At 40.1% G+C, this 20,309-nt stretch carries 18 protein-coding genes; 10 read left to right on the top strand and 8 right to left on the bottom strand.

Features of this window, described 5'->3' with window-relative positions:
• Window positions 1-346 precede the first annotated feature (346 nt).
• From IJS99_07915 to gltA, 5 genes are all read left to right on the top strand, one after another.
• Window positions 347-1,141 carry a hypothetical protein gene (locus IJS99_07915; protein ID MBQ7561741.1) on the top strand — a complete coding sequence of 265 codons (795 nt, stop codon included), beginning with the start codon at window positions 347-349 and terminating at the stop codon, window positions 1,139-1,141.
• 50 nt (window positions 1,142-1,191) lie between these two features.
• On the top strand, window positions 1,192-2,148 hold the full coding sequence (gene pfkA / locus IJS99_07910) for a 6-phosphofructokinase (protein MBQ7561740.1): 957 nt from the start codon (window positions 1,192-1,194) through the stop codon (window positions 2,146-2,148).
• Window positions 2,149-2,382: 234 nt separating this feature from the next.
• The gene (rho, locus tag IJS99_07905) at window positions 2,383-3,801 is read left to right on the top strand and encodes a transcription termination factor Rho (GenBank protein MBQ7561739.1); all 1,419 of its coding nucleotides are present in this window, start codon (window positions 2,383-2,385) and stop codon (window positions 3,799-3,801) included.
• A gap of 97 nt (window positions 3,802-3,898) precedes the next feature.
• Entirely contained in the window at window positions 3,899-4,768 is an 870-nt protein-coding gene (locus tag IJS99_07900; GenBank protein ID MBQ7561738.1) for a sulfide/dihydroorotate dehydrogenase-like FAD/NAD-binding protein, read from the top strand.
• A 129-nt stretch (window positions 4,769-4,897) separates the two neighbouring features.
• A complete protein-coding gene (gene gltA / locus IJS99_07895) occupies window positions 4,898-6,274 on the top strand; it encodes an NADPH-dependent glutamate synthase (GenBank protein ID MBQ7561737.1) in 1,377 nt (458 codons plus the stop codon).
• Between the two features lie 25 nt (window positions 6,275-6,299).
• Here the strand turns inward: gltA and IJS99_07890 are convergent, their stop codons facing one another.
• The 4 genes from IJS99_07890 to IJS99_07875 form a co-directional block, all read right to left on the bottom strand.
• Window positions 6,300-7,865: an ABC transporter permease subunit gene (locus tag IJS99_07890; GenBank protein ID MBQ7561736.1), complete on the bottom strand. Its 1,566-nt coding sequence runs from the start codon at window positions 7,863-7,865 to the stop codon at window positions 6,300-6,302.
• Window positions 7,862-8,641 (bottom strand): ABC transporter ATP-binding protein, encoded by a 780-nt coding sequence (locus IJS99_07885; protein MBQ7561735.1) that lies wholly within the window; start codon window positions 8,639-8,641, stop codon window positions 7,862-7,864. Before IJS99_07885 ends, IJS99_07890 begins: the two co-directional genes overlap by 4 nt.
• A 54-nt stretch (window positions 8,642-8,695) precedes the next feature.
• Window positions 8,696-9,724 carry an extracellular solute-binding protein gene (locus IJS99_07880; GenBank protein MBQ7561734.1) on the bottom strand — a complete coding sequence of 343 codons (1,029 nt, stop codon included), beginning with the start codon at window positions 9,722-9,724 and terminating at the stop codon, window positions 8,696-8,698.
• A gap of 147 nt (window positions 9,725-9,871) precedes the next feature.
• The gene (locus IJS99_07875) at window positions 9,872-10,762 is read right to left on the bottom strand and encodes an NTP transferase domain-containing protein (GenBank protein ID MBQ7561733.1); all 891 of its coding nucleotides are present in this window, start codon (window positions 10,760-10,762) and stop codon (window positions 9,872-9,874) included.
• 130 nt (window positions 10,763-10,892) lie between these two features.
• Between IJS99_07875 and IJS99_07870 the strand changes: the two genes are divergently transcribed.
• The 5 genes from IJS99_07870 (at window position 10,893) to IJS99_07850 (ending at window position 16,457) form a co-directional block, all read left to right on the top strand.
• On the top strand, window positions 10,893-11,744 hold the full coding sequence (locus IJS99_07870; protein MBQ7561732.1) for an MBL fold metallo-hydrolase: 852 nt from the start codon (window positions 10,893-10,895) through the stop codon (window positions 11,742-11,744).
• A 13-nt stretch (window positions 11,745-11,757) separates the two neighbouring features.
• On the top strand, window positions 11,758-12,438 hold the full coding sequence (locus IJS99_07865; GenBank protein MBQ7561731.1) for a sel1 repeat family protein: 681 nt from the start codon (window positions 11,758-11,760) through the stop codon (window positions 12,436-12,438).
• A 138-nt stretch (window positions 12,439-12,576) separates the two neighbouring features.
• Entirely contained in the window at window positions 12,577-13,728 is a 1,152-nt protein-coding gene (locus IJS99_07860; GenBank protein ID MBQ7561730.1) for a pyridoxal phosphate-dependent aminotransferase, read from the top strand.
• A 5-nt stretch (window positions 13,729-13,733) separates the two neighbouring features.
• On the top strand, window positions 13,734-15,092 hold the full coding sequence (locus IJS99_07855; GenBank protein MBQ7561729.1) for a hypothetical protein: 1,359 nt from the start codon (window positions 13,734-13,736) through the stop codon (window positions 15,090-15,092).
• A gap of 57 nt (window positions 15,093-15,149) precedes the next feature.
• Window positions 15,150-16,457 (top strand): glucose-6-phosphate isomerase, encoded by a 1,308-nt coding sequence (locus IJS99_07850; protein MBQ7561728.1) that lies wholly within the window; start codon window positions 15,150-15,152, stop codon window positions 16,455-16,457.
• 68 nt (window positions 16,458-16,525) lie between these two features.
• Here the strand turns inward: IJS99_07850 and IJS99_07845 are convergent, their stop codons facing one another.
• From IJS99_07845 to IJS99_07830, 4 genes are all read right to left on the bottom strand, one after another.
• Window positions 16,526-17,617, bottom strand: coding sequence for an acyltransferase (locus IJS99_07845; GenBank protein ID MBQ7561727.1), 1,092 nt, complete (start codon window positions 17,615-17,617; stop codon window positions 16,526-16,528).
• A gap of 186 nt (window positions 17,618-17,803) precedes the next feature.
• Window positions 17,804-18,787: an acyltransferase family protein gene (locus IJS99_07840; GenBank protein ID MBQ7561726.1), complete on the bottom strand. Its 984-nt coding sequence runs from the start codon at window positions 18,785-18,787 to the stop codon at window positions 17,804-17,806.
• Window positions 18,788-18,832: 45 nt separating this feature from the next.
• Window positions 18,833-19,870 (bottom strand): nitroreductase family protein, encoded by a 1,038-nt coding sequence (locus tag IJS99_07835; GenBank protein ID MBQ7561725.1) that lies wholly within the window; start codon window positions 19,868-19,870, stop codon window positions 18,833-18,835.
• A gap of 18 nt (window positions 19,871-19,888) precedes the next feature.
• Window positions 19,889-20,284, bottom strand: coding sequence for a C_GCAxxG_C_C family protein (locus IJS99_07830; protein MBQ7561724.1), 396 nt, complete (start codon window positions 20,282-20,284; stop codon window positions 19,889-19,891).
• Window positions 20,285-20,309 lie beyond the last annotated feature (25 nt).

Below are 20,309 nucleotides of genomic sequence, written 5' to 3'. Positions count from 1 at the left end.
AACACAGCTATATTCTTTAACGATGACGGCAAAGAAATTTTTAACGTCCCTGAAGATTTTTGCGTAACTGTATCAGCATGGTTTGAGGCCGGGAAAATTTATAAACCGGTTATAGCTGTTGAATTAACTCAAGCACAATAAATTTATAATAATTATCAGGATTTGCAGGTTATACCTGTGAGTCCTGATTTTTTTTTTTCGCAAATTCCCGTAATCCCTGCAAAATAAATCAGCCTGATTCATGATATAATCTTTACGCAAATTTGTTATATAATACTTGAAAATTTTTTAAATCCCTATCACGCGGCAATATTCAAGTGAAAGAACACAGAAAGGAATAAATTTCATGATAAGTTCATGCAAAATCAAAAAAATTACAGCTTTAATCACAATAATTCTAACTCTTTTCACCGTCTCAGCCTATGGAGCAGCCAAGAAAAAGAAACCTAAGAAGGAACCCGAACCCGCTGCATTACGTAACTGGGCGCATGAAATCGAAGTTACTGACAAGGACGACTCGCAAAGCATGAAACTCAGAATCACGTACTATTCAAATGAGTATGTAGAAAATCTAATCGCAGCCGAAGCAGAAAAAAACATGTGGACTAATGACGAAGTAGAGAACTACAAATATACTCTCTTGAAAAATTTAAATCTCGCTGAGTGCATCCCCTTTCATGTTGACATGTATATTCGCGGAGTTCCCATTTATCCCGGCCCGTTCGATAAGCATATTACTATGATTGTAGGCGGCAAAAAATACACTCCGATAGATTATGACAAGCGGTTTAATTTCAAAGTCTTGGGCGGACGCGACGGCATGGTATTCTTCCCCCGCTATGATCCTAAGACGGGCAAGGCAATTTTAGACGGTGCTAGAGATGTGAGAATCTTATTTGACAGCTCGATTTGTTACGCGTTATCTTCAACAAGGGGCGATTTGTTATGGGTCTGGGATTTGAGCAGAGACAGAGGCAGCATAACGGGCGGACGTGCAGCGAACAGGCTCGAAATTGATAGATTATTGAAGCGCACTGATAAATTAAACGAGGAAAAACGCAAATTACAGGAACAAATTGCGGCACTTGAGAAAGAATCAAGAGAAGTTAATTCAAGAATAGACGAATTACAGTCTAATTAAGTAAAATATATAGCAGCACACGAAAGGAAGTTGTTATTACTATGAACAAAATGGATCGTATCGCTGTACTTACCAGCGGCGGAGATTCACCGGGTATGAATGCCGCTGTCAGAGCAGTTGCCCGCACTTGTATGTTTAACGATAAAGAGTGCATCGGAGTAATGAGAGGCTATGAAGGTTTAATCGAGGGCGATTTTATCCCCCTTGACAGCAAAGCAGTCGGAGGCATTATTCACAGGGGCGGAACTATTCTCAAGACAGCACGCAGCGAAAGATTCAAGACTCCTGAAGGCCGGGAAGAAGCACTTGAGAAAATGCACGATGCAGGAATTGACGGCCTTGTCGTAATCGGCGGTGACGGGTCATTTCACGGGGCTAAGGCTCTTCACGATTTAGGATTCCCTACAATAGGAATCCCCGGCACTATTGATAATGACATAACAGGCACGGACGAAACTATAGGCTTTGACACTGCAGTAAATACAGCTCTTGAAGCAATCATGAAATTACGTGATACAGCCTCAAGCCATCAAAGATTATTTGTCGTTGAAGTCATGGGACGTAATGCGGGATTTCTCGCTCTTGAAGTCGCCGTCGCAACCGGTGCAGAATATGCCGTAGTTCCTGAATTGCCGCTCAGTATAGGGAATCTCACGAAATTATTAAAGAATTCTTACGCCGAACACAAGAGTCATACACTTATAATTCTAGCTGAAGGAGTTATGAGTGCTGCCGAAATGAAGGAACAATTAGCGGACGCTGGCGGATATGACGCAAGAGTTACTGTTTTAGGCTATATTCAGCGCGGAGGGCACCCGACTTCATTTGATGTAGTTCTCGCTACTAGAATGGGAGCATTTGCCACTGAAAGTTTAATGATCGGTAAATCCGGCATGATGGTAGGAAATATTAATCATAAACTCGTGCTGAGTCCATTAGAACGCGCGTGGAGTGAGCATAAATCTTTAAGTCCGGAGATGTTGAGCTTAATCAACAAAATGAATTAGTGTTATTTACTGGGAGTCGTTAAAAGCGGCTTCCAGTCTTCCCAATTTTTATTATTAATTTATATTTATATTATGTAAGGAAAAATTTTTATGCCAAGAAAAGCAAAATCATTATTAGAATCACCTGAATTATTATCAGAAGAAGTTATAGCAGCACCTAAGAGACGCGGAAGAAAACCGAAAACAATCGAGCTTACAAGCGAAATTATTAACACTCAGCCCGCACCCGAAGAAATGCCCGACGAGCTGAAAGAAGAAGTAAACGAGATACAGCAGAACTCATATAATGAGATTGACGAGCCGCCCATTATTGACGACTCAGACGATGACAACGAAGACACTCAAAGCCCGGCAAGGACGACTCCGACATATGGACGCAGGGATTTAATACAGCACCCGAAACCTAAATATACGTATTCTATGCTTGCTTCAAAAAATGCCGTTGATTTAAGACGAATTGCCAAAGAATTTAACGTAAATGCTCCTGTCTCAATGCGCAAGGATGATTTAATTCTCGCGACTCTCAAGGCTCAGGCAGAAAGCATGAATTACAGATTTGGCGGGGGGACTCTTGAGATTTTACCGGAAAATTTCGGATTCCTGCGGCCTAAAGGAATGCTCCCGACTGACAGCGACGTTTATTTATCGTCTTCACAGATTCGCAGGTTCGGCCTAAGAAACGGCGATGTAATATGGGGCTTAATTCGTCCTCCACGAGATCAGGAACACTACGAGGCTTTATTACGAGTCGAGACCGTTAATTTTTCTGATCCTGAATATTCGCGGCACAGGGCAGTTTTTGCGCAATTGACTCCGATATTTCCGGAAGTGAGACTCTCTCTTGAGTCAGATCCTAAAGATTTAGCTACTCGACTTGTAGACATGTTTGCACCGATTGGACTCGGCCAGAGAGCATTAATTGTGTCGCCTCCTAAAGCAGGGAAGACGACTCTATTAAAGCGTATCGCACGGGCAATCGCAGCAAATTCGCCGGATATTATAATAATGGCCCTGTTAATCGACGAACGCCCCGAAGAAGTTACGGATATAGCGCGCTCAATTGACGGAGAAGTTATAGCATCAACTTTTGACAGGCCTGCAGACGAGCATATAAGAGTCGCAAATTTGGCACTGGAGAAAGCAAAACGCCTTGTCGAGGCAAAACGCGATGTAGTTATATTGCTTGACTCAATCACGAGACTTGCAAGAGCTTCAAATTTAACTGTGCCTCCGTCGGGTAGAACTTTATCGGGCGGTCTTGATCCATCGGGCTTATACTTCCCTAAAAGATTTTTCGGAGCAGCTAGAAATTTTGAAGAGGGCGGGAGTCTCACAATAATAGGCACTGCTTTAACTGACACGGGCAGCAGAATGGACGATGTTATTTATGAAGAGTTCAAGGGCACGGGCAACATGGAATTACATTTGTCGCGAAAACTGGCCGAACAAAGAATATTCCCGGCTATTGATATTACTAAATCAGGAACTAGGCGCGAGGAGTTATTAATACCTGATGACGAACTTAAACGCTTATGGATTTTGCGTAAACGTATAGCGGGAGTTGATGAAGCAGGCGCGTTAAATTTAATTCTCGACAAGTTAAAGCAGACTGACACAAATGCCGAATTCTTGAACTCCATAAAATTGCAATAATAATATACTTGTTTAAATCAGGATTTAGGCTTATTATTTGTCGTGTAATAATAAACAATTCACAATTTATATTATAAATAAATGAGGGGGAATTTTTTTGCATAAGATACTCGAAAAACGCCAGCTCTCATATGACAAAGAAAGAGATCAAAGCGTTTATTACTACAAAGTCGAGGCACCGGAAATAGCACGCAACAGGAAAGCAGGACAGTTTATAATTTTCCAGATTGATGAAGATTACGGCGAGAGAATACCTTTAACAATTGCAGACGCAAACGCTGAAGAAGGCTGGATCGCTGTAGTTTTCCAGACAGTGGGAGCTACTACACGCAGATTCTCAATGAATTTTAACGTAGGAGATAATATCCCCGTTTTAGTAGGTCCATTAGGCAGACCCACTCATATCGAGAAGAAAGACGGCGCAGTTCTCTGCATAGGCGGAGGAATAGGAATCGCCCCGTTACATCCAATTGTTGAAGCAAATCACGCAATCGGAAATAAAGTTATTACAGTTATAGGAGCACGCACAAAGGATTTATTATTCTTTGAGGACGAAATGCGCAAGGCTTCCGACGAGCTTATAATCGTTACTGATGACGGTTCATACTGCCGCAAAGCTGTTGTTACTGAGCCGTTAAAAGAAGTCTGTGAGCGCGAGAAAGTCAGCGAAATAGTTTCAATAGGCCCCGCAATCATGATGAAATTCTGCGTAGCTGCTGCGAGACCGTTCGGAGTTCCTATTACTACATCATTAAATACTATTATGATAGACGGCACTGGCATGTGCGGATGCTGCAGAGTCAAAGTAGGAGATCAAACAAAATTTGTCTGTGTTGACGGCCCCGAATTCAACGGTTATGAAGTCGATTTTGACAACATGATGCAGAGAATGACAGCTTTTAAGGACAAAGAACGTGAAGCAGATCACAAATGCCGAGTCGGACTCGACGCAGGAAAGAAGGCCTAAATTATGAGCGAACACAAGACAACAGAAATTTTACAGGAAGAAGCCGCCAAACTCTGGGCAGACTTAGAGCCAAAGAAATCAGCAGGCACAATCACTAATAAAGACAGAACAGCAATCCCCCCGCAGGAAATGCCCTCAAGAGATCCGATTAAACGAGCTCACGAAATGGGAGAAGTCGCACTCGGTTATACTGAGACTCAAGCAAGAGTCGAGGCCGAACGCTGTATACAATGTCCCGGAGCTCCCTGCAAAAAAGGCTGCCCCGTTGCTGTTCCCATTCCTGAATTTATCTCGCATATTCAAAAAGGTGATTTCAAGGGAGCTGTTGACACTATAAAGCAGACAAATTTACTTCCTGCAATTTGCGGCCGTGTATGTCCTCAAGAAAAACAGTGTCAAAGTTTCTGCACAGTCGGTAAAATGTTAAAGACTCCGGAAAAAGCTGTAGCAATCGGCCGTCTTGAAAGATTCGTAGCTGACTGGGAACGCGCAAATAATCAAATCACAGTCCCGACTCCTGCTCCTGAGACCGGCAAAAAAGTTGCTGTAATCGGTTCAGGCCCTGCAGGTCTCACAGTTGCTGCTGATATTAGGCGCGCAGGACATAGCGTTACAGTCTTTGAAGCATTCCAGAAAACCGGCGGTGTTATGGTCTACGGCATTCCCGAATTCAGACTCCCTAAAGAAATAGTCGCTAAAGAAGTCGAGAATCTCAAGAAAATGGGCGTTGAATTCAAAACAAGTTTTCTTGTCGGACGCACTGAAACTTTAGAGCAGCTTTTAGACAAAGAAGGCTACGACGCGGCATTTATAGGAACGGGCGCAGGACTTCCTAAATTTTTAGGCATTGAGGGCGAAAACTTAATCGGAGTATTCAGCGCAAATGAGTATTTAACGCGTTCAAATTTAATGAAGGCTTATGACCGTGAACACGCTGACACGCCTTTATTCGAGGCAAAAAGAGTCGCAGTTTTCGGAGGCGGTAATGTTGCAATGGACGGCGCAAGGACTGCATTAAGACTCGGAGCTGAAAAAGTTTATTGCGTCTACAGAAGAACACGCGCAGAAATGCCGGCAAGAGCTGAAGAAGTCGCCCACGCAATTGAAGAGGGAGTCGATTTCCATTTCTTAGAGAATCCGACGAAATTTATCGGCGATGACAAGGGCAGATTAACCGGAGTCGAATTATTGACGTATGAACTCGGCGAACCTGACGAATCAGGAAGACGCAAACCCGTAGCCAAGCCCGGAACTGAACACGTTTTAGAGATTGACGCGGCCGTTGTAGCACTGGGCAATGAGTCAAATCCGTTAATGGCTCAGACTACAGAGGGACTCAACGTTACTAAACGCGGAAATATTATCGTCGACGAGAATCAGAAAACCAGCATTCCCAGAGTATGGGCGGGCGGTGATATAGTTCTCGGAGCTGCTACAGTTATTCTCGCAATGGGTGAAGGACGCAGAGCAGCAGCCAGCATGAATGAATATTTAGCAGGCAAATAAAAATTTTTAGGCGGATAGGGAGCTTTTATTGAATCCTTGTCCGCTTTATTATCGCACTAAGAAATTTCATTAAAATATTTACAAGCAATATAGCAAGACTCACGAATGCCGCACACTCTAATTGCATTTGACCTTCAAATTGAGTAATCATCAGTGCCGCAGGTTTATTATTTGCATTTGCTAGGAACGACACCGCAGAGATCGTCATCATTGAGTTCACGAAAAAATATCCTGCCATTTCTAAAATTGTCCCGATTGATTGAGGCAGTATTACATCTTTTATCACGTCAAATTTTTTGATTCCCAGTGTCGCGCCGACTGACTCAAGATTCTCGTTAATCTTCCCGAATGTGTTATATGCCATAAGATACGGGGACGCAAAAAAGTGTGTTATGTTCACTAAAATTAATATCGCAAATGTCCCGTAAATAATACTCGCTTTGAAGAACATTATATAACTCAGTCCGAGCACTATTCCCGGTATAGCAAGTGAAGTTATTGACATTAAATGCAAAATATAATTTGATCTCGTCCTGTTTCGAGCTGTCATGTATGAATTAACAAGTGCTAAGGCCGTCCCTATTATTGCAGTAAGAGAGGCTATAATTATAGAATTCATTAAATATTTTATCGCTCCCATGTTAATAGCCTGCTTTATATTCTCAAGTGAAAATGTCATGTCAATCGGGTATTTATTGATAAAGCCCAGCACGGAAAATGACGCAATCGGAGTCAAAATCATCAGCAATATAACACAAATTATAAACTTTGCCGCGTTGTCTCGTAAATTATTTTGCTTGATTCTATATGATTTACTGATAAATTCTGAATTCCCCTTGTCCCTGTTCATAATGTCAAGCACACACGCAATTAACGCCGGAATCAATAAAATCATCCCTATAACTGACCCTTTGCCGAATTCAAGCATTCCTATTACATCCTGATACATCATGACGGGAAGCGTGATATATTTTCCTCCTACCATGAGCGGCACTCCATAATCAGTAATTATCATTGTGAACACCGCAAATATTACAGAAATTAACGGCTTTCTTAAATATGGCAGAGTTACAGCAAAAAATTTATCTCCCGTGCTCATTCCCATAACTTCTGCGGCCTCGTATGGAGTCCCGTCTTCATAGCGCAAAATATCATACAGCATTAAATACGCCACAGGAAAAGAATACATCACAGAGCCTATAACAATACCCCAGAATCCATAAATTCCGCCCCTAAGTCCGACTAATCGAGAAAGCCAGCCGTTTGCTCCTAAAATAGTAATTAATCCCATTCCGTGAGAAATTGACGGAATCAACATGGGAATAATTATAATAGTGTTCAAGATAGTTTTATGCTTTATGTTAGTCCGAGCTATTGACCACGCAAGAATCCCCGCAAGTATTATAGAAATCCCCGCAGCTGTTGTACTCACTGTTAGAGATTGAGTCAGGGCTCTAAAAAATTTTCTCGCTGTTATTATATCAATAATATTTACGCCCGCAGCAGTCGACAGCATTTGAATTAACGGCAAAATTACCGCAGCAAGCCAGAATATACACAGAAATATTTTTATCGCGCGGGTCTTATTCATGGCCGAGTCCTCGCAAATTGTATTAAGCTGTTAATCTTGATATTTATATTCTTGATTACAAATTGAGTTATATAATTATCTGCGGGCTTGTCTATTATATTATTAGGCGTGTCGAGCTGGTGAATAACTCCCGAATCCATTACCATAATGCGGTCTGACATTGCAAAGGCTTCTTCTTGATCGTGAGTTATATATATCATTGTAGTGCCGAACTTTTTTTGTAATTCCTTGAGTTCCAAACGCAGAGTCAATCTTGTATCAACGTCAAGTGCTGACATAGGCTCATCAAATAATATTATTTCCGGATTCAATGCTAGAGTGCGTGCGATTGCGACTCTTTGCTGCTGGCCTCCTGAAAGCTCGCGGGGTTTGCGGTCAAAATATTCGCCCAGTCCTACAAGATTTAGCATTTCTCTTGATTTCTCGCGTGCCTGTTCACGAGTGTATAAATTTTTTGTCGCTGAACTCTTTAATAACGCGTACTCTACATTTTTGAAGACTGTCATATTCTCGAATAGCGCGTAATTCTGGAAAACTATTCCCATTTTCCTTAAAGCAGGATTGAGAACCGTAATATTTTCGCCGTCCTTCAGGATTTGCCCGGAGTCTGGACTCTCTAGTCCGATTAGAATCCGCAAAATTGTTGTCTTTCCGCAGCCTGATGGGCCAAGTATAGAGAGAAATTCACCGTCTTTAACAGTAAAGCTCAAATTATTAAATACTTTTCTCGCGCCGAATGATTTAGAAAGATTCGTGATTGTTAATTTATTATTCATGTCGTGTAATATAAAACTGGAGAAGAGAATTTGACTCCCCTCTCCAGTAAAATTTTAGTATTCCCACTTGTCTAATAATCTTGTTTTCTCTTCGGTCGTGTTGCCGCTCATATCGCCGTAGGGTATATTCTTAGGATAATTCGGGATATTGTTGACCTGATTTATATAAACTTTTTCAGGATAATATAACTCTTTATCTTCCATTATTAGAGTTGTATAGAAAAAGTTAAATACATCGATAACTGCTTTTCTATGCTGCTTACCTTCAGGAATTGCGAACCCGTAAAGAGAATAGGGCGATCCTTCTTTAAAGAATACTATTTTGAGATTTGCGCCGTTATTGATTGCTGTAACTGCTTGAGCTGTCATGCCTAGACCGATAGCGGCTTCTCCCTGAACCAGCGCATTAACCGGCCCAGACCCTGAAGAAGTGAACTGCAAAATATTATCCGCTAATTTCTCGAAATATTTTAGTGCCTTCTCTTCTCCCCATGCGTTTACTAAATTTTTAACGAACATATAGCCCGTCCCTGATGATTTAGGCGCAGGCATTGAGATAAGCCCCTTATATTCAGGCTTTAATAAATCTTCATAGGATTTAGGCTCGTTAATTCCCTTTTCAGCGAGAACAGCAGGATTTATTATTATTGCTCCTCCGTTACGAGTCGCGGCTAAATAATGAGCATCTTTCACTTTGCAGTCGTCTACATAAATTGATTGATCGTAATTTGACAAGTCAGCTAGAAATTTTTTAACGAGTCCGGCATAACTAAAATCTAAATCATAAAAAATATCCATGTCCGTATTTATGCCTTCTGCTGCGAGTTTTGCCGCTAAATTTCCGGTCGGCATATATTGAATAGTTATGTCATAATCGGGGAATTCTTGTTTTAGACGCTTGATAAAATATTCGTTCCTGTACTCTTCAGCACCGGAATAAATTATAACTTTGCTGCTAGTTGTATCTAAATTTTGAGCAGGTTCAGTAGCTTTAAATCTTATGCCCCCCCCCCCGTAAGCAGAAATACTGACAGATAAAATTACTGCCGCAATCACAACGAGGGTAATTAATGACTTCTTCATGATATTAAGTCCTCCGTTAAAAATTTTTCGTGTTTTGTTCATGAACTCAGCAAGTTTATCATTGCCGTGAACATTTAGCAAGAATTATTAACGTGAATATCATAATTTTTTGTTCAAGTTATATAAAAATTTTCCTGTGAGTGAACGCTAAATATCATAAGTCGAGTCAATTGCCTTTAACTCTTTGAAGCTGTCAATTTCCGTAAAATCTTCTTTCTTGCATTCACGTATAGCAACGCTGTAATGTTCCCTGAAAATTTTAAATGCCGTCTGCTCCCAGAAAAGTTCTTTACCGCCGGGGGATAAATAAGCTTTGTTAATGTCTTCAGAAAGTTTTGAGCCGTCAAATGAATTCCAATAAGATATTCCGACTTGCTGATAACAATTAAGCCCGCCGACTTGCTGACTCGTTATAAATCCGTTCTCGACCTCAAGACACCAGTCATCAGTCCGTTCACAAAAGAATCCCAGTATATTAGATTGATACTGATAGCGTTTAATTAATTCAGGCGAGTTAATTAATATATCGGCCTCAAAGACATAACTATTTTGAAGTAAATATCTTGCGCACATTATGGAACTTATATTATTAGCGTCGTTATATGCGGGATTCTCGATAAATTTTATCATGGGATATTTATATAGAAGCTGGTCAAACTGTTCACCGAGATAACCGCGTACTATATAAATTTCGTCGATACCTGCAGCAAGACACGCGTCAATTTGTCCGTCTATGATTCTTTGTCCGTGAACTCGTATAAGCGGCTTGGGAGTGTTGAATGTCAAAGGAATCATGCGGGACCCGAATCCTGCAGCGAGAATTACAGCCCGTTTTACCCGATAACTTTCAAGCGAGTCAAGTCCTGAAAGAGTGATTTTGCCTTTGTCGATAAATTCAAGCTCTGTGAGTTCTTTAACTGTCTTGTTAATCAGTCCGAGCGATAATCCGGTTTTCTCTTCAATTTGACGCTGAGTCAGTGCCGAGTCCTCTTCTGCTAGAGTGTCTAATATATCAAATTGTTTCTTGGATAATAACATTATAAAAATTTCCTTTCTTGAGTCTCGTAAAATTCATAAACAAGTATTCTAGCACACGACTTGACACAATAAATTTTATGCTATTATTTCACGATAAATATTATAATTACAGAAAGGATAATTTATAAGAATGTCAAAAAAATTTTCCATCGTAACAGCGTTTATATTGCTATTTGCTTCAATGTCATTTGCCGAGAGTGTCAGCTATCAGCACGTGAGAAATGCAACCGCAAAAATTTATTATTCAGATTGCGTGTTTCTTGTTGATCCTTTTCTTGCTGAGAAGGGAGCTTATCCGGGCTTTGAGGGGACTCCGAACTCTGAAAAACGAATCCCGCTGATTGACTTGGCCGAACCGGCAGAAAAATTAATTAAAGGAGTCGACGCGGTAATTTTGACTCATACTCAGTTGGATCACTGGGACGATTACGCGCAAAAGATTCTCCCGAAAGATATTCCCTTTTTCGTTCAGAATGCCGGGGACGCTAGGATAATACGCGAGCAAGGTTTTAAAAATGTCATGGTCGTCGGGAAGAATACCCCGTTCAAAAATGTTAAAATCTCACGCACAGGAGGCCAGCACGGCCCGGACGAGCTTTATTCATTCCCTCCCAGAGCTGAATTTGCCGGAGATGCTATGGGATTTATTTTACAGGCTGAAAATTGCCCGACTCTTTACGTTGTAGGCGATACTATTTGGCACCCTTATGTAGATATTGCGCTAAAACAATACAAGCCCGATATTATAATCATGAATACAGGCTATGCAATGGTAAACGGAATCGCCGGGAGTCTCATAATGGGAACTGATGACATTTTGAGAATGTATAAAGCAATGCCCGCAGCAAAATTAATAGCCGTTCATATGGACGCAGTGAATCATACGACTATAAGCAGCGAGCAGGCAAGAAAATTTATTCAAGAAAATAATCTAGTTGACCGGGTAAATATCCCTCGTGAGGGCGAAATCTTGAATTTCTAAGGAAGATTACACAATGACAAAGGAAAAACGAGCGCAAATAAAATTTTCACTTGATCCTGAACTATTCCCTGAAACTATAGACTTTTTAAAGCGCATTAAACATGCTCATCATTTATCGTCGTATTGTATTGCGTCACATCTTATTGAATGCGATAAAACAAGCGTAATGACTCCTGAATTATTTAATTTCGTTGTTGAATGTTTCGAGGAAGAAATAAAAACAGGAAATCATCACGCAATGAATGATCTAGGAGTCTTATACTATGACGGCAGGGGATATAATCAGGATTTCGCAAAAGCAGTATATTATTTTGAGATGGCTGCTGCTCATGGGAATCGCTTATCAATGGAAAATTTAGGCTATTGTTATTATTACGGCCGCAGTGTTCCGATTGATTACGAGAAGGCATTTAATTATTTCGCAGTCGGAGCGTTTGAAGGTGAAGTAATTTCACTCTATAAAATTGGCGACATGTATAAAAACGGTTATTATGTCAAGAAAGATTTAAACGAGGCATTTATTATTTATTCCCGCTGTCTTGATATAATAAGCAGGACTTCAAATAATTATTCTTTAGGCCCTGTATGTCTCAGACTCGGAAATGCTTATTTTTACGGAGAAGGCACAAATAGAGATCTCAAGGAAGCCCTAAAATTTTACCAGAATCAGAACTTTATTTGTATAACATGGTAGAAAATGGAGAATTTATGTATAAAAATAGTCTTCATGCGGCAATAGAAGGTCAATCTAAAGTCAGAAGAGAACTTCTTGATAATTTACCTAAAAGAGTTTGGCCTAATGACTAAAATTTATAAGGAGTGTTAATAAATTATGGAACTCGCAAGAAAATTCAGCAGCGCAAGACCGTCCGGAATGGTAAGAGTTTTCCGGGCCATTGAAGAAATGCAGAACGTTTTAAATTTGAGCATAGGGGAGCCTGATTTTGTTACTGAACCCGATATAGTAGACGCAGGAGCACAAGGCGCAAAAGAAGGTTTCACACATTACCCCCCTTTACAAGGCTTTCTTGATGTCCGTGAAGCAGCTTGTAATTACTGGGAACGTCATCACGGTTTTAAGGCGGCTCCCGATGAAGTATTAATCACTGTAGGAGGCTTGCATGTTCCGTGGCTTGCTTTTGAGGCTTTACTCAATCCCGGCGATGAAGTTATGTTAATTGAGCCTTATTTTACTCCATATGAAGCACAAATCAGATACGCCGGCGGAGTCCCTGTTCCTGTTCAGACTAGAGAAGAAAATAATTTTGCCCCGACTATTGACGAATTAAAAGCAGCTTCAACAGACAGAACACGAGCAATAATCTTAAATTATCCCGGCAACCCTTCAGGAAGAGTCGCGACTCTCAAGCAATTAGAAGATATAGCAAAATTTGTACTTGAGAAAGATTTATTTGTTATAAGCGATGAGATTTACGAGTCAATGATCTTTAACGGTAAACATATTTGTTTCGCTAATTTGCCGGGCATGAAGGAACACACGCTCTTGGCCTCCGGTGTGTCAAAATCTCACTGCATGACGGGCTGGCGGCTCGGTTATGTTTTTGCGCCCAAACATGTAATTAATATAATGTGCATTTTGTCATCGTTCCAAACTTACGGAGTTAATACCGTCTCACAGAAAGCAGCAGCCTATGCTATGAACACTCAAGACGAGAAAGTCAAAGCACGCGCAAAAATTTTCGGTGAAAGAATGCAGTATGTAACTTCTAGACTCAACGCTATGAAGGGCGTAAAATGTTCAAGTCCTGAAGGGGCATTCTATTTATTCCCAAACATTTCGGGGACGGGTTTAGACAGTGAAGCATTTACTTGGAAATTATTAGAAGATGCTAATGTTGCTGTATTGCCCGGCAGTGCATTCGGGAAGACTGGAGAGGGCTATATCAGGATCGCCTGCACTCAATCAATGGAAATTTTGACTCAGGCAATGGACAAAATGGAAGATTTAACAAGGAGGCTATAATTTTAATGAGTAACAAAAAATTTTTATTGTGCGTAATTGTTTTAGCGTTGGCAGTATTTGCTTTATCAGGCTGCGGCGGCTCGTCAAGTTCATTTTATTATGACGATTCGCAACTAGTACCCGATAATCCGACAAGCGGAGATCAAAATATACCGACACCCCCGACAAGCGGCGATCAGAATCCTCCGAGTCCACCCACCAGCGGAGACCAGAATCCACCCGACCAGCCCGGCGGAGATTCCGGCAGCACTGACACGGGCGAAGAGACTCAATCAACTTCAGACGAAATTATAATAGTTACTGACAGTGATACTCACGCGATTTATAACACCGGCTCAGGGGTGAGCGCAACATATTCAAATCTTGAGATTTACAAGAGCGGTGCTTCAAGTTCAGGCAGTGAGAACGCTGATTTTTACGGGACTAATGCGGCTGTCTTATCTTCAAACGGAGCTGTTATAACACTTAGTGACTCGTATATTTCAACTGACGCGAGATATGCAAATGCCGTGTTTGCTTATAATGGGACTGTGAATGTCTCTAATACTACAATCAAGACATATAGCAGCAACTCGGGCGGAATCATGACAACAGGCGGCGGAACTATGAACGCAAGTGATTTAAATATAACGACTTCAGGAGGCAGTGCGGCGGCAATAAGATCAGACAGAGGCGGCGGAACTGTTACAGTTGACGGAGGCACTTATACAACGAGCGGCACTGGCTCACCTGTAATTTACAGCACGGCAAATATCACAGTCAGCGGGGCAGATTTAGAATCAACAGCAGCACAGGGAGTCGTAATTGAAGGCTCGAACTCTGTAACTCTTGAAGATTGCAATTTGACAGCGAATCACACAAAATTAAACGGTCAAGACTCAAGCTATCAGGGAGTAATGATTTATCAGTCAGGTTCAGGCGATGCGAGCGACGGCACAGGGACTTTTACAATGAAGGGCGGCTCATTCATAAATCAAAACGGAGCAGTATTCTTTGTAACTCACACGACGGCAATAATAAATCTTGAAGACGTAACAATTACGAATAACGGCGGCGATTTATTCCTGAACTCGGCAAAAGCTAACTGGGGCAACGGCGGAGCAGTTACTCTTAACGCTGCGAATCAGGAAATAACCGGAAATATTACGATTGATTCTACGTCATCACTAAATCTGAATCTCTCCAGCGGGTCAACTTTTGAAGGCGCAATTAACTCAAGCGGCACTGCAGGAACAGTTGCTGTTAATATTGCGTCCGGCTCAACTTGGACATTAACAGGAAATTCTTATCTGAGTTCACTTACAAATAACGGCACGATTGAGAAAGGCACTTATACTCTTTACGTAAACGGAGTCGCGCAATAAAATAATGTCATCCGCGAAAATTTATATTATTTTATTTATCAGGAGGGCAATTATTAAATGACAAGTTTTAATTACGAGAACGCGCTAAAATTTGTAAGGCCTCATGAAGTCGAGAGCATGAAAGTTATCACTCTCAATGCAGCAGAGAGACTCAAGTCCCGCAAAGGTGAAGGCAATGACTTTCTAGGCTGGATAGATCTTCCCGTCAATTATGACAAAGAAGAATTTGCGCGAATCAAGGCAGCGGCGAAAAGAATTCAGGGCGACTCGGACGTTTTGCTTGTTGCTGGTATAGGCGGCTCATATTTAGGAGCAAGGGCAGCGATTGAATTTCTCCGTCACGGTTTCTATAACGAGATGACAAAGGAATCACGCAAGACTCCTCAGATTTATTACATCGGTAACAGCATGAACAGTACTTATATTCAGGATGTAATTGATTTGCTTGAGGGTAAGGACTTCTCTATTAATGTTATATCAAAGTCAGGCACTACAACAGAGACGGCTATAGCATTCAGAGTCTTCCGTGAATTATTAATCAAGAAATACGGCCAAGCAGAGGCAGCAAAAAGAATCTACGCAACAACCGATAAAGCGCGGGGAGCCTTAAAGACTCTTGCTGATAATGAAGGCTACGAAACTTTTGTAATTCCTGATGACGTGGGCGGGAGATTTTCTGTTTTGACTGCTGTAGGATTATTGCCCATTGCTGTAAGTGGAGCAGACATTGACGCACTTATGGCCGGAGCTGCTGCAGGTCGTGAAATCGCGCTTAATAACTCATTTGAAGATAACCCCGCTTTACAGTATGCAGCATTAAGAAATATCATGCGCAATAAAGGCAAAACGGTCGAGATTCTCGCAAATTATGAGCCTTCAATGCACTATATTTCAGAGTGGTGGAAGCAGCTTTACGGCGAGAGTGAGGGCAAAGACCAGCGCGGAATTATGCCGGCAAGCGTTGATTTAACGACAGATTTGCACTCAATGGGACAATTTATTCAAGACGGCTCGCGTATAATGTTCGAGACTGTATTAAATCTTGAGAATGCAAGAAAAGATTTCGAGCTCAAATCCGAAGAAAATAATTTAGACGGACTCAATTATTTAGCGGGCAAAAAAATGAGTTATGTAAATCAATGCGCAATGAAAGGCACTATCGCGGCACATGTTGACGGAGGAGTCGCAAATTTACTCGTAAGCATTCCCGAACAGGACGAGAAATCACTCGGAGAATTATTCTATTTCTTTGAGTTCGCTTGCGGTGTGTCAGGCTATATCGGAGGCATTAACCCCTTTGATCAGCCCGGAGTCGAGTTCTACAAGAGCAACATGTTTAAATTACTCGGCAAACCAGGCAAGTAAGCAAGTAAAATAATAATATTTTCTCCCTGTTGTGATTTATATAGCAGGGAGATTTTTATTTGCAAATTTTATGATAAATAGCCCCGTGAAAGAGTCTTAAAAATTTTTGAGCGTATTATTTCAATTATTGAGCAAGTTACATACACAAGCAATATTACAAGAATCGAATACGGAATTAAATACGGGCTGTCTTGATACGTGGCGTTATGAAATAATCTTCTCCATAAAAATTGCCATACAAATATATTTTCATGAATCAAATATACCCCGAATGTTGCCGCGCCTAAGATATTTATAATTTTGCTGTATGATATATTTAAATTTTTAAAGCCGATTAACAGACATAAACCAGCAAGAATTGTAAACGGTCTCATCATTCCCGTAAAATATCCTATATATCGACGAATAAATAATAATCTTATGCCAAGTAAATCCGTAATAATAATTATTAAATAATTCAGCGCAATAAATCCTATTCCCAGCCAGATAAATTTTGCGCTTTTACCAGCACCGAAATTATCAGCATGAATTCTAACATACCCGGCCAGTGAATATAAGCATATAAAATTTGTAAGATGATTGCCGTGTAATGTTAAGCCTGTGAGCATAGTAATTATTGACCAGTAAAGAAATATGCTCATTAAAAATTTTTTGTAGTCATCGCGCGTCAAATTAGTTAGAAATTTATTCAGCCAGCCATGAAGTAAATACATCATTAAATATGCACTTGCAAACCAGTATCGACCGGGCCTAATATTTTCCAGCAAAGTCTTTATCGAAAATTTTTCAGATCCGCACATAATGAAAATCGCATAGAATATTATAGAGTAAAATAACATTCTCAAAGCTAAATCTATGAGTTTGCGAAATTTTATACCCGGTGATTTAATGAGAAAATATCCCGATATTAGCACAAATATATTATTGCCGAGAGGTCCTCCCATGCCTAAAAATTGCTGCCAAAGATGATTTATTGTTATTGTATCTACTGGAAAATTAAAATTAGCGTGATTAGTATGACATGCTACAATCATTAACATTGCTGCAATTCTTAAGAGTTCAAGCGCAGAATTTCTCTTTTCCCTGACTCCTGACTCCTGACTCCTGACTCCTGACTCCTGACTCCTGACTCCTATATTATCATTATATGCGCATATCAAAAAAATCAAGCCCCTTTTTACGTATTTTTTTGTGTCTTATCATGAATCATAAAAAATTTTTTTGCCGATAATGACCCGATATTAAACGCGACACTCACACAAACCAGCGAAAATTATAGCAATAAATTATTATAAATTATCACTTGAAAATTTTATCATTATATATAGCATATATAGCCGAGCAAATTATGATAATTTACTGTGTGAAAGAGTCTTAAAAATTTTACTCCTAGCAAGTTCTATAACAGTGCACGAAATATACACGAGTCCCGCCGCAAATAATGAATATATCACTAAATAATTACTTTCTTGAAACGCTGAATTATTAAAAACTTTCTCCCATAAGAACGGAGATACTAATTTGTTATCATGAATTAAATACACTCCGAACACTGCAGACGCTGATAAATTTATTAACTCATTATGCTTTATATTCAAGTGTTTAAAGCCTATCACAAAACAAAGACTCGCTAGAATTATTAACGGCCTCATCATCTCGTCATGTTCGAACTCTATAGCAAATATATCAAGAAATATTACCCCTAAATAGTGCAGCATAACAAGGCCAAGTCCCAGCCATATAAATTTTTTACTGCCTAAATTATCAGCGTGTAATCTCACATAACCGCCGATTGAATACAAGCATATAAATTTTATAGTGTTGCTGGTGTCGATAAAGAAATTGCAGTAAATTATTATCGCAAGCAAGATTACTATATAGCCCAGTTTTGTGATAATTGCTAGAAATCTATTCAGCCAGCCGTGAATTATATACAATAATAAATATTTACTAGCGAACCAGTATTGATTCCTGATTGTGGGCAGCAAGGAACGCAATAATAAATCTTGAGAGAACTTCACAAGCCCGAACGCTAAGAATATCGCAAATATACCCGCTGAATAAAAGAATATCCGCAGCCATAAATTAAATATTTTATGAATCTTTACGCCTGAAGACTTCACGAGAAAATACCCCGTCAACATGATAAATATATCATTGCCGTAATTCCCAAATTGTATAAATTGCAGCCATAATCTATTAAATGCTAATGAGTCAATCGGAAATTTAAATCCCCCGTGCCTCGTGAAATGTCCCAGTACTATAGCAAACATCGATATTATTCGCAGTAACTCAAGCGCGGAATTTCTTTCATGCCGGGCTGTTGTCATATATAAATTATTTCTCCCTTGCTTTAAATTGCCATAAATTTTTATTCATTCTATCACATTAATTATATTCGGCCTCCTGTCTGCACATGCCGTAATAACCTCGTCTTCAAGTTCCCCGAATCCTACAAATGCCGCTATTATCTCACTTGATTTTATGCCGAATTCGCGTTTAATTGATTCCTGCCTGCTGTTGACCTGCAAAAATTGAAATAAGCACGACCCCAGCCCGTGAGCATGTATTGACATTACTAGATAGCCGAGAAATATTCCCGAGTTTAATAATTCCTGATCGTTAAGTTCGGCCTGATTTAATAATGACCTGTCGCAAGTTACTATAAAACAATTATGAATATCGCCGGAATTCGTAACAAAACCGTCGCAGTTCCGCAAAATTTTCGCAGTGATTTCCGGATTCATTGAGTAATAAACTTTACAGGGCTGCCTGTTACATGCTGAAGGATAATATTTTGCGTCGTTAATTATTTCGTTAATTATCCCGCTGCTTATTATTGAATTCTTGAATCTCCTGACAGAATGACGAGCACGCACAAATTCCCGCCAATTTTCAGGATTATATTTCAAGATTTCTGATTTCGTGAATCTCTCGCAGCCGCCTTTAAATAAATTTTCAGGAATATTATATTTTGCAATTAACGAATCTAATTTATTTCTTGAGTCCTCATGTCCTGAAAGAGTCTTTAACGCAAATTTTATTATAGCTATACTCCCGGCCGTCTCGAATGAATCAGCACTGACTCCCGAATCCAGCAAATCAGCAATATTTTGAATTAAGTTATTATAATTTATTGCGTCAAGATATTTTGTGTTATTCATAGCTAAAGCCTTCTCAAGCATGTGAACCGACATAAGCACTGAATAAATTTTCTGCTCGCGTTCGTTCTGTTGAGTATGCTTTGTTTTATGCCAGTCATTTTTTGCTGCGTTAATTGCGCTTTTTACGCGTCTGACTCGTTCGACATTCTTTGCACCTAGAAATTTTTTAACAAATTGTTTAAGTGCATAATAATAGTGATGTGATGTGATGTGATGTGCAATTTTACACGATTCATGATATTTTGTCAAGCCCCTTTCTAAAAATTTTTACGCGTTTATGAATTCTTCAACGAGTTCGACTCCGTTTCTCACGCAGTCATCGCATGAACATAATATTTTGCCCGTGCCTACTCCTTTAATATCTTTGCAGATTGAAGCTCCGCACTTGGCCGAAAATTTTTTGTGAAGTTCTGCCGCCTGATTGCGAATAGGTGAGCCTTTATATTTCGTGAGTCCCAGAATCATCTCAGCACCGCACAAAGCCCCGCAAGTTCCTTCAGTGCAGCCCATTCCGAGTCCAAATCCCGCGCCCAGTTTTCGCAAAATATTCTCGTCGAGTCCTACTTCTTCAGCAAATACACAAGCTACTGCCTGACAGCAATTATAATGTGAGTCGCCCGTCCTGTTCTTGAGTTCTACAGCTTTATCCTGTTTTAATGACATTCACAAATTCCCCCGTAAAATAATT

This window comes from Synergistaceae bacterium, from assembly GCA_017444345.1.
Taxonomy (GTDB): domain Bacteria; phylum Synergistota; class Synergistia; order Synergistales; family Aminobacteriaceae; genus JAFUXM01.
Note: the sequence above shows the minus strand (reverse complement) of the source record. Positions and strands in the feature narration are given on the sequence as shown.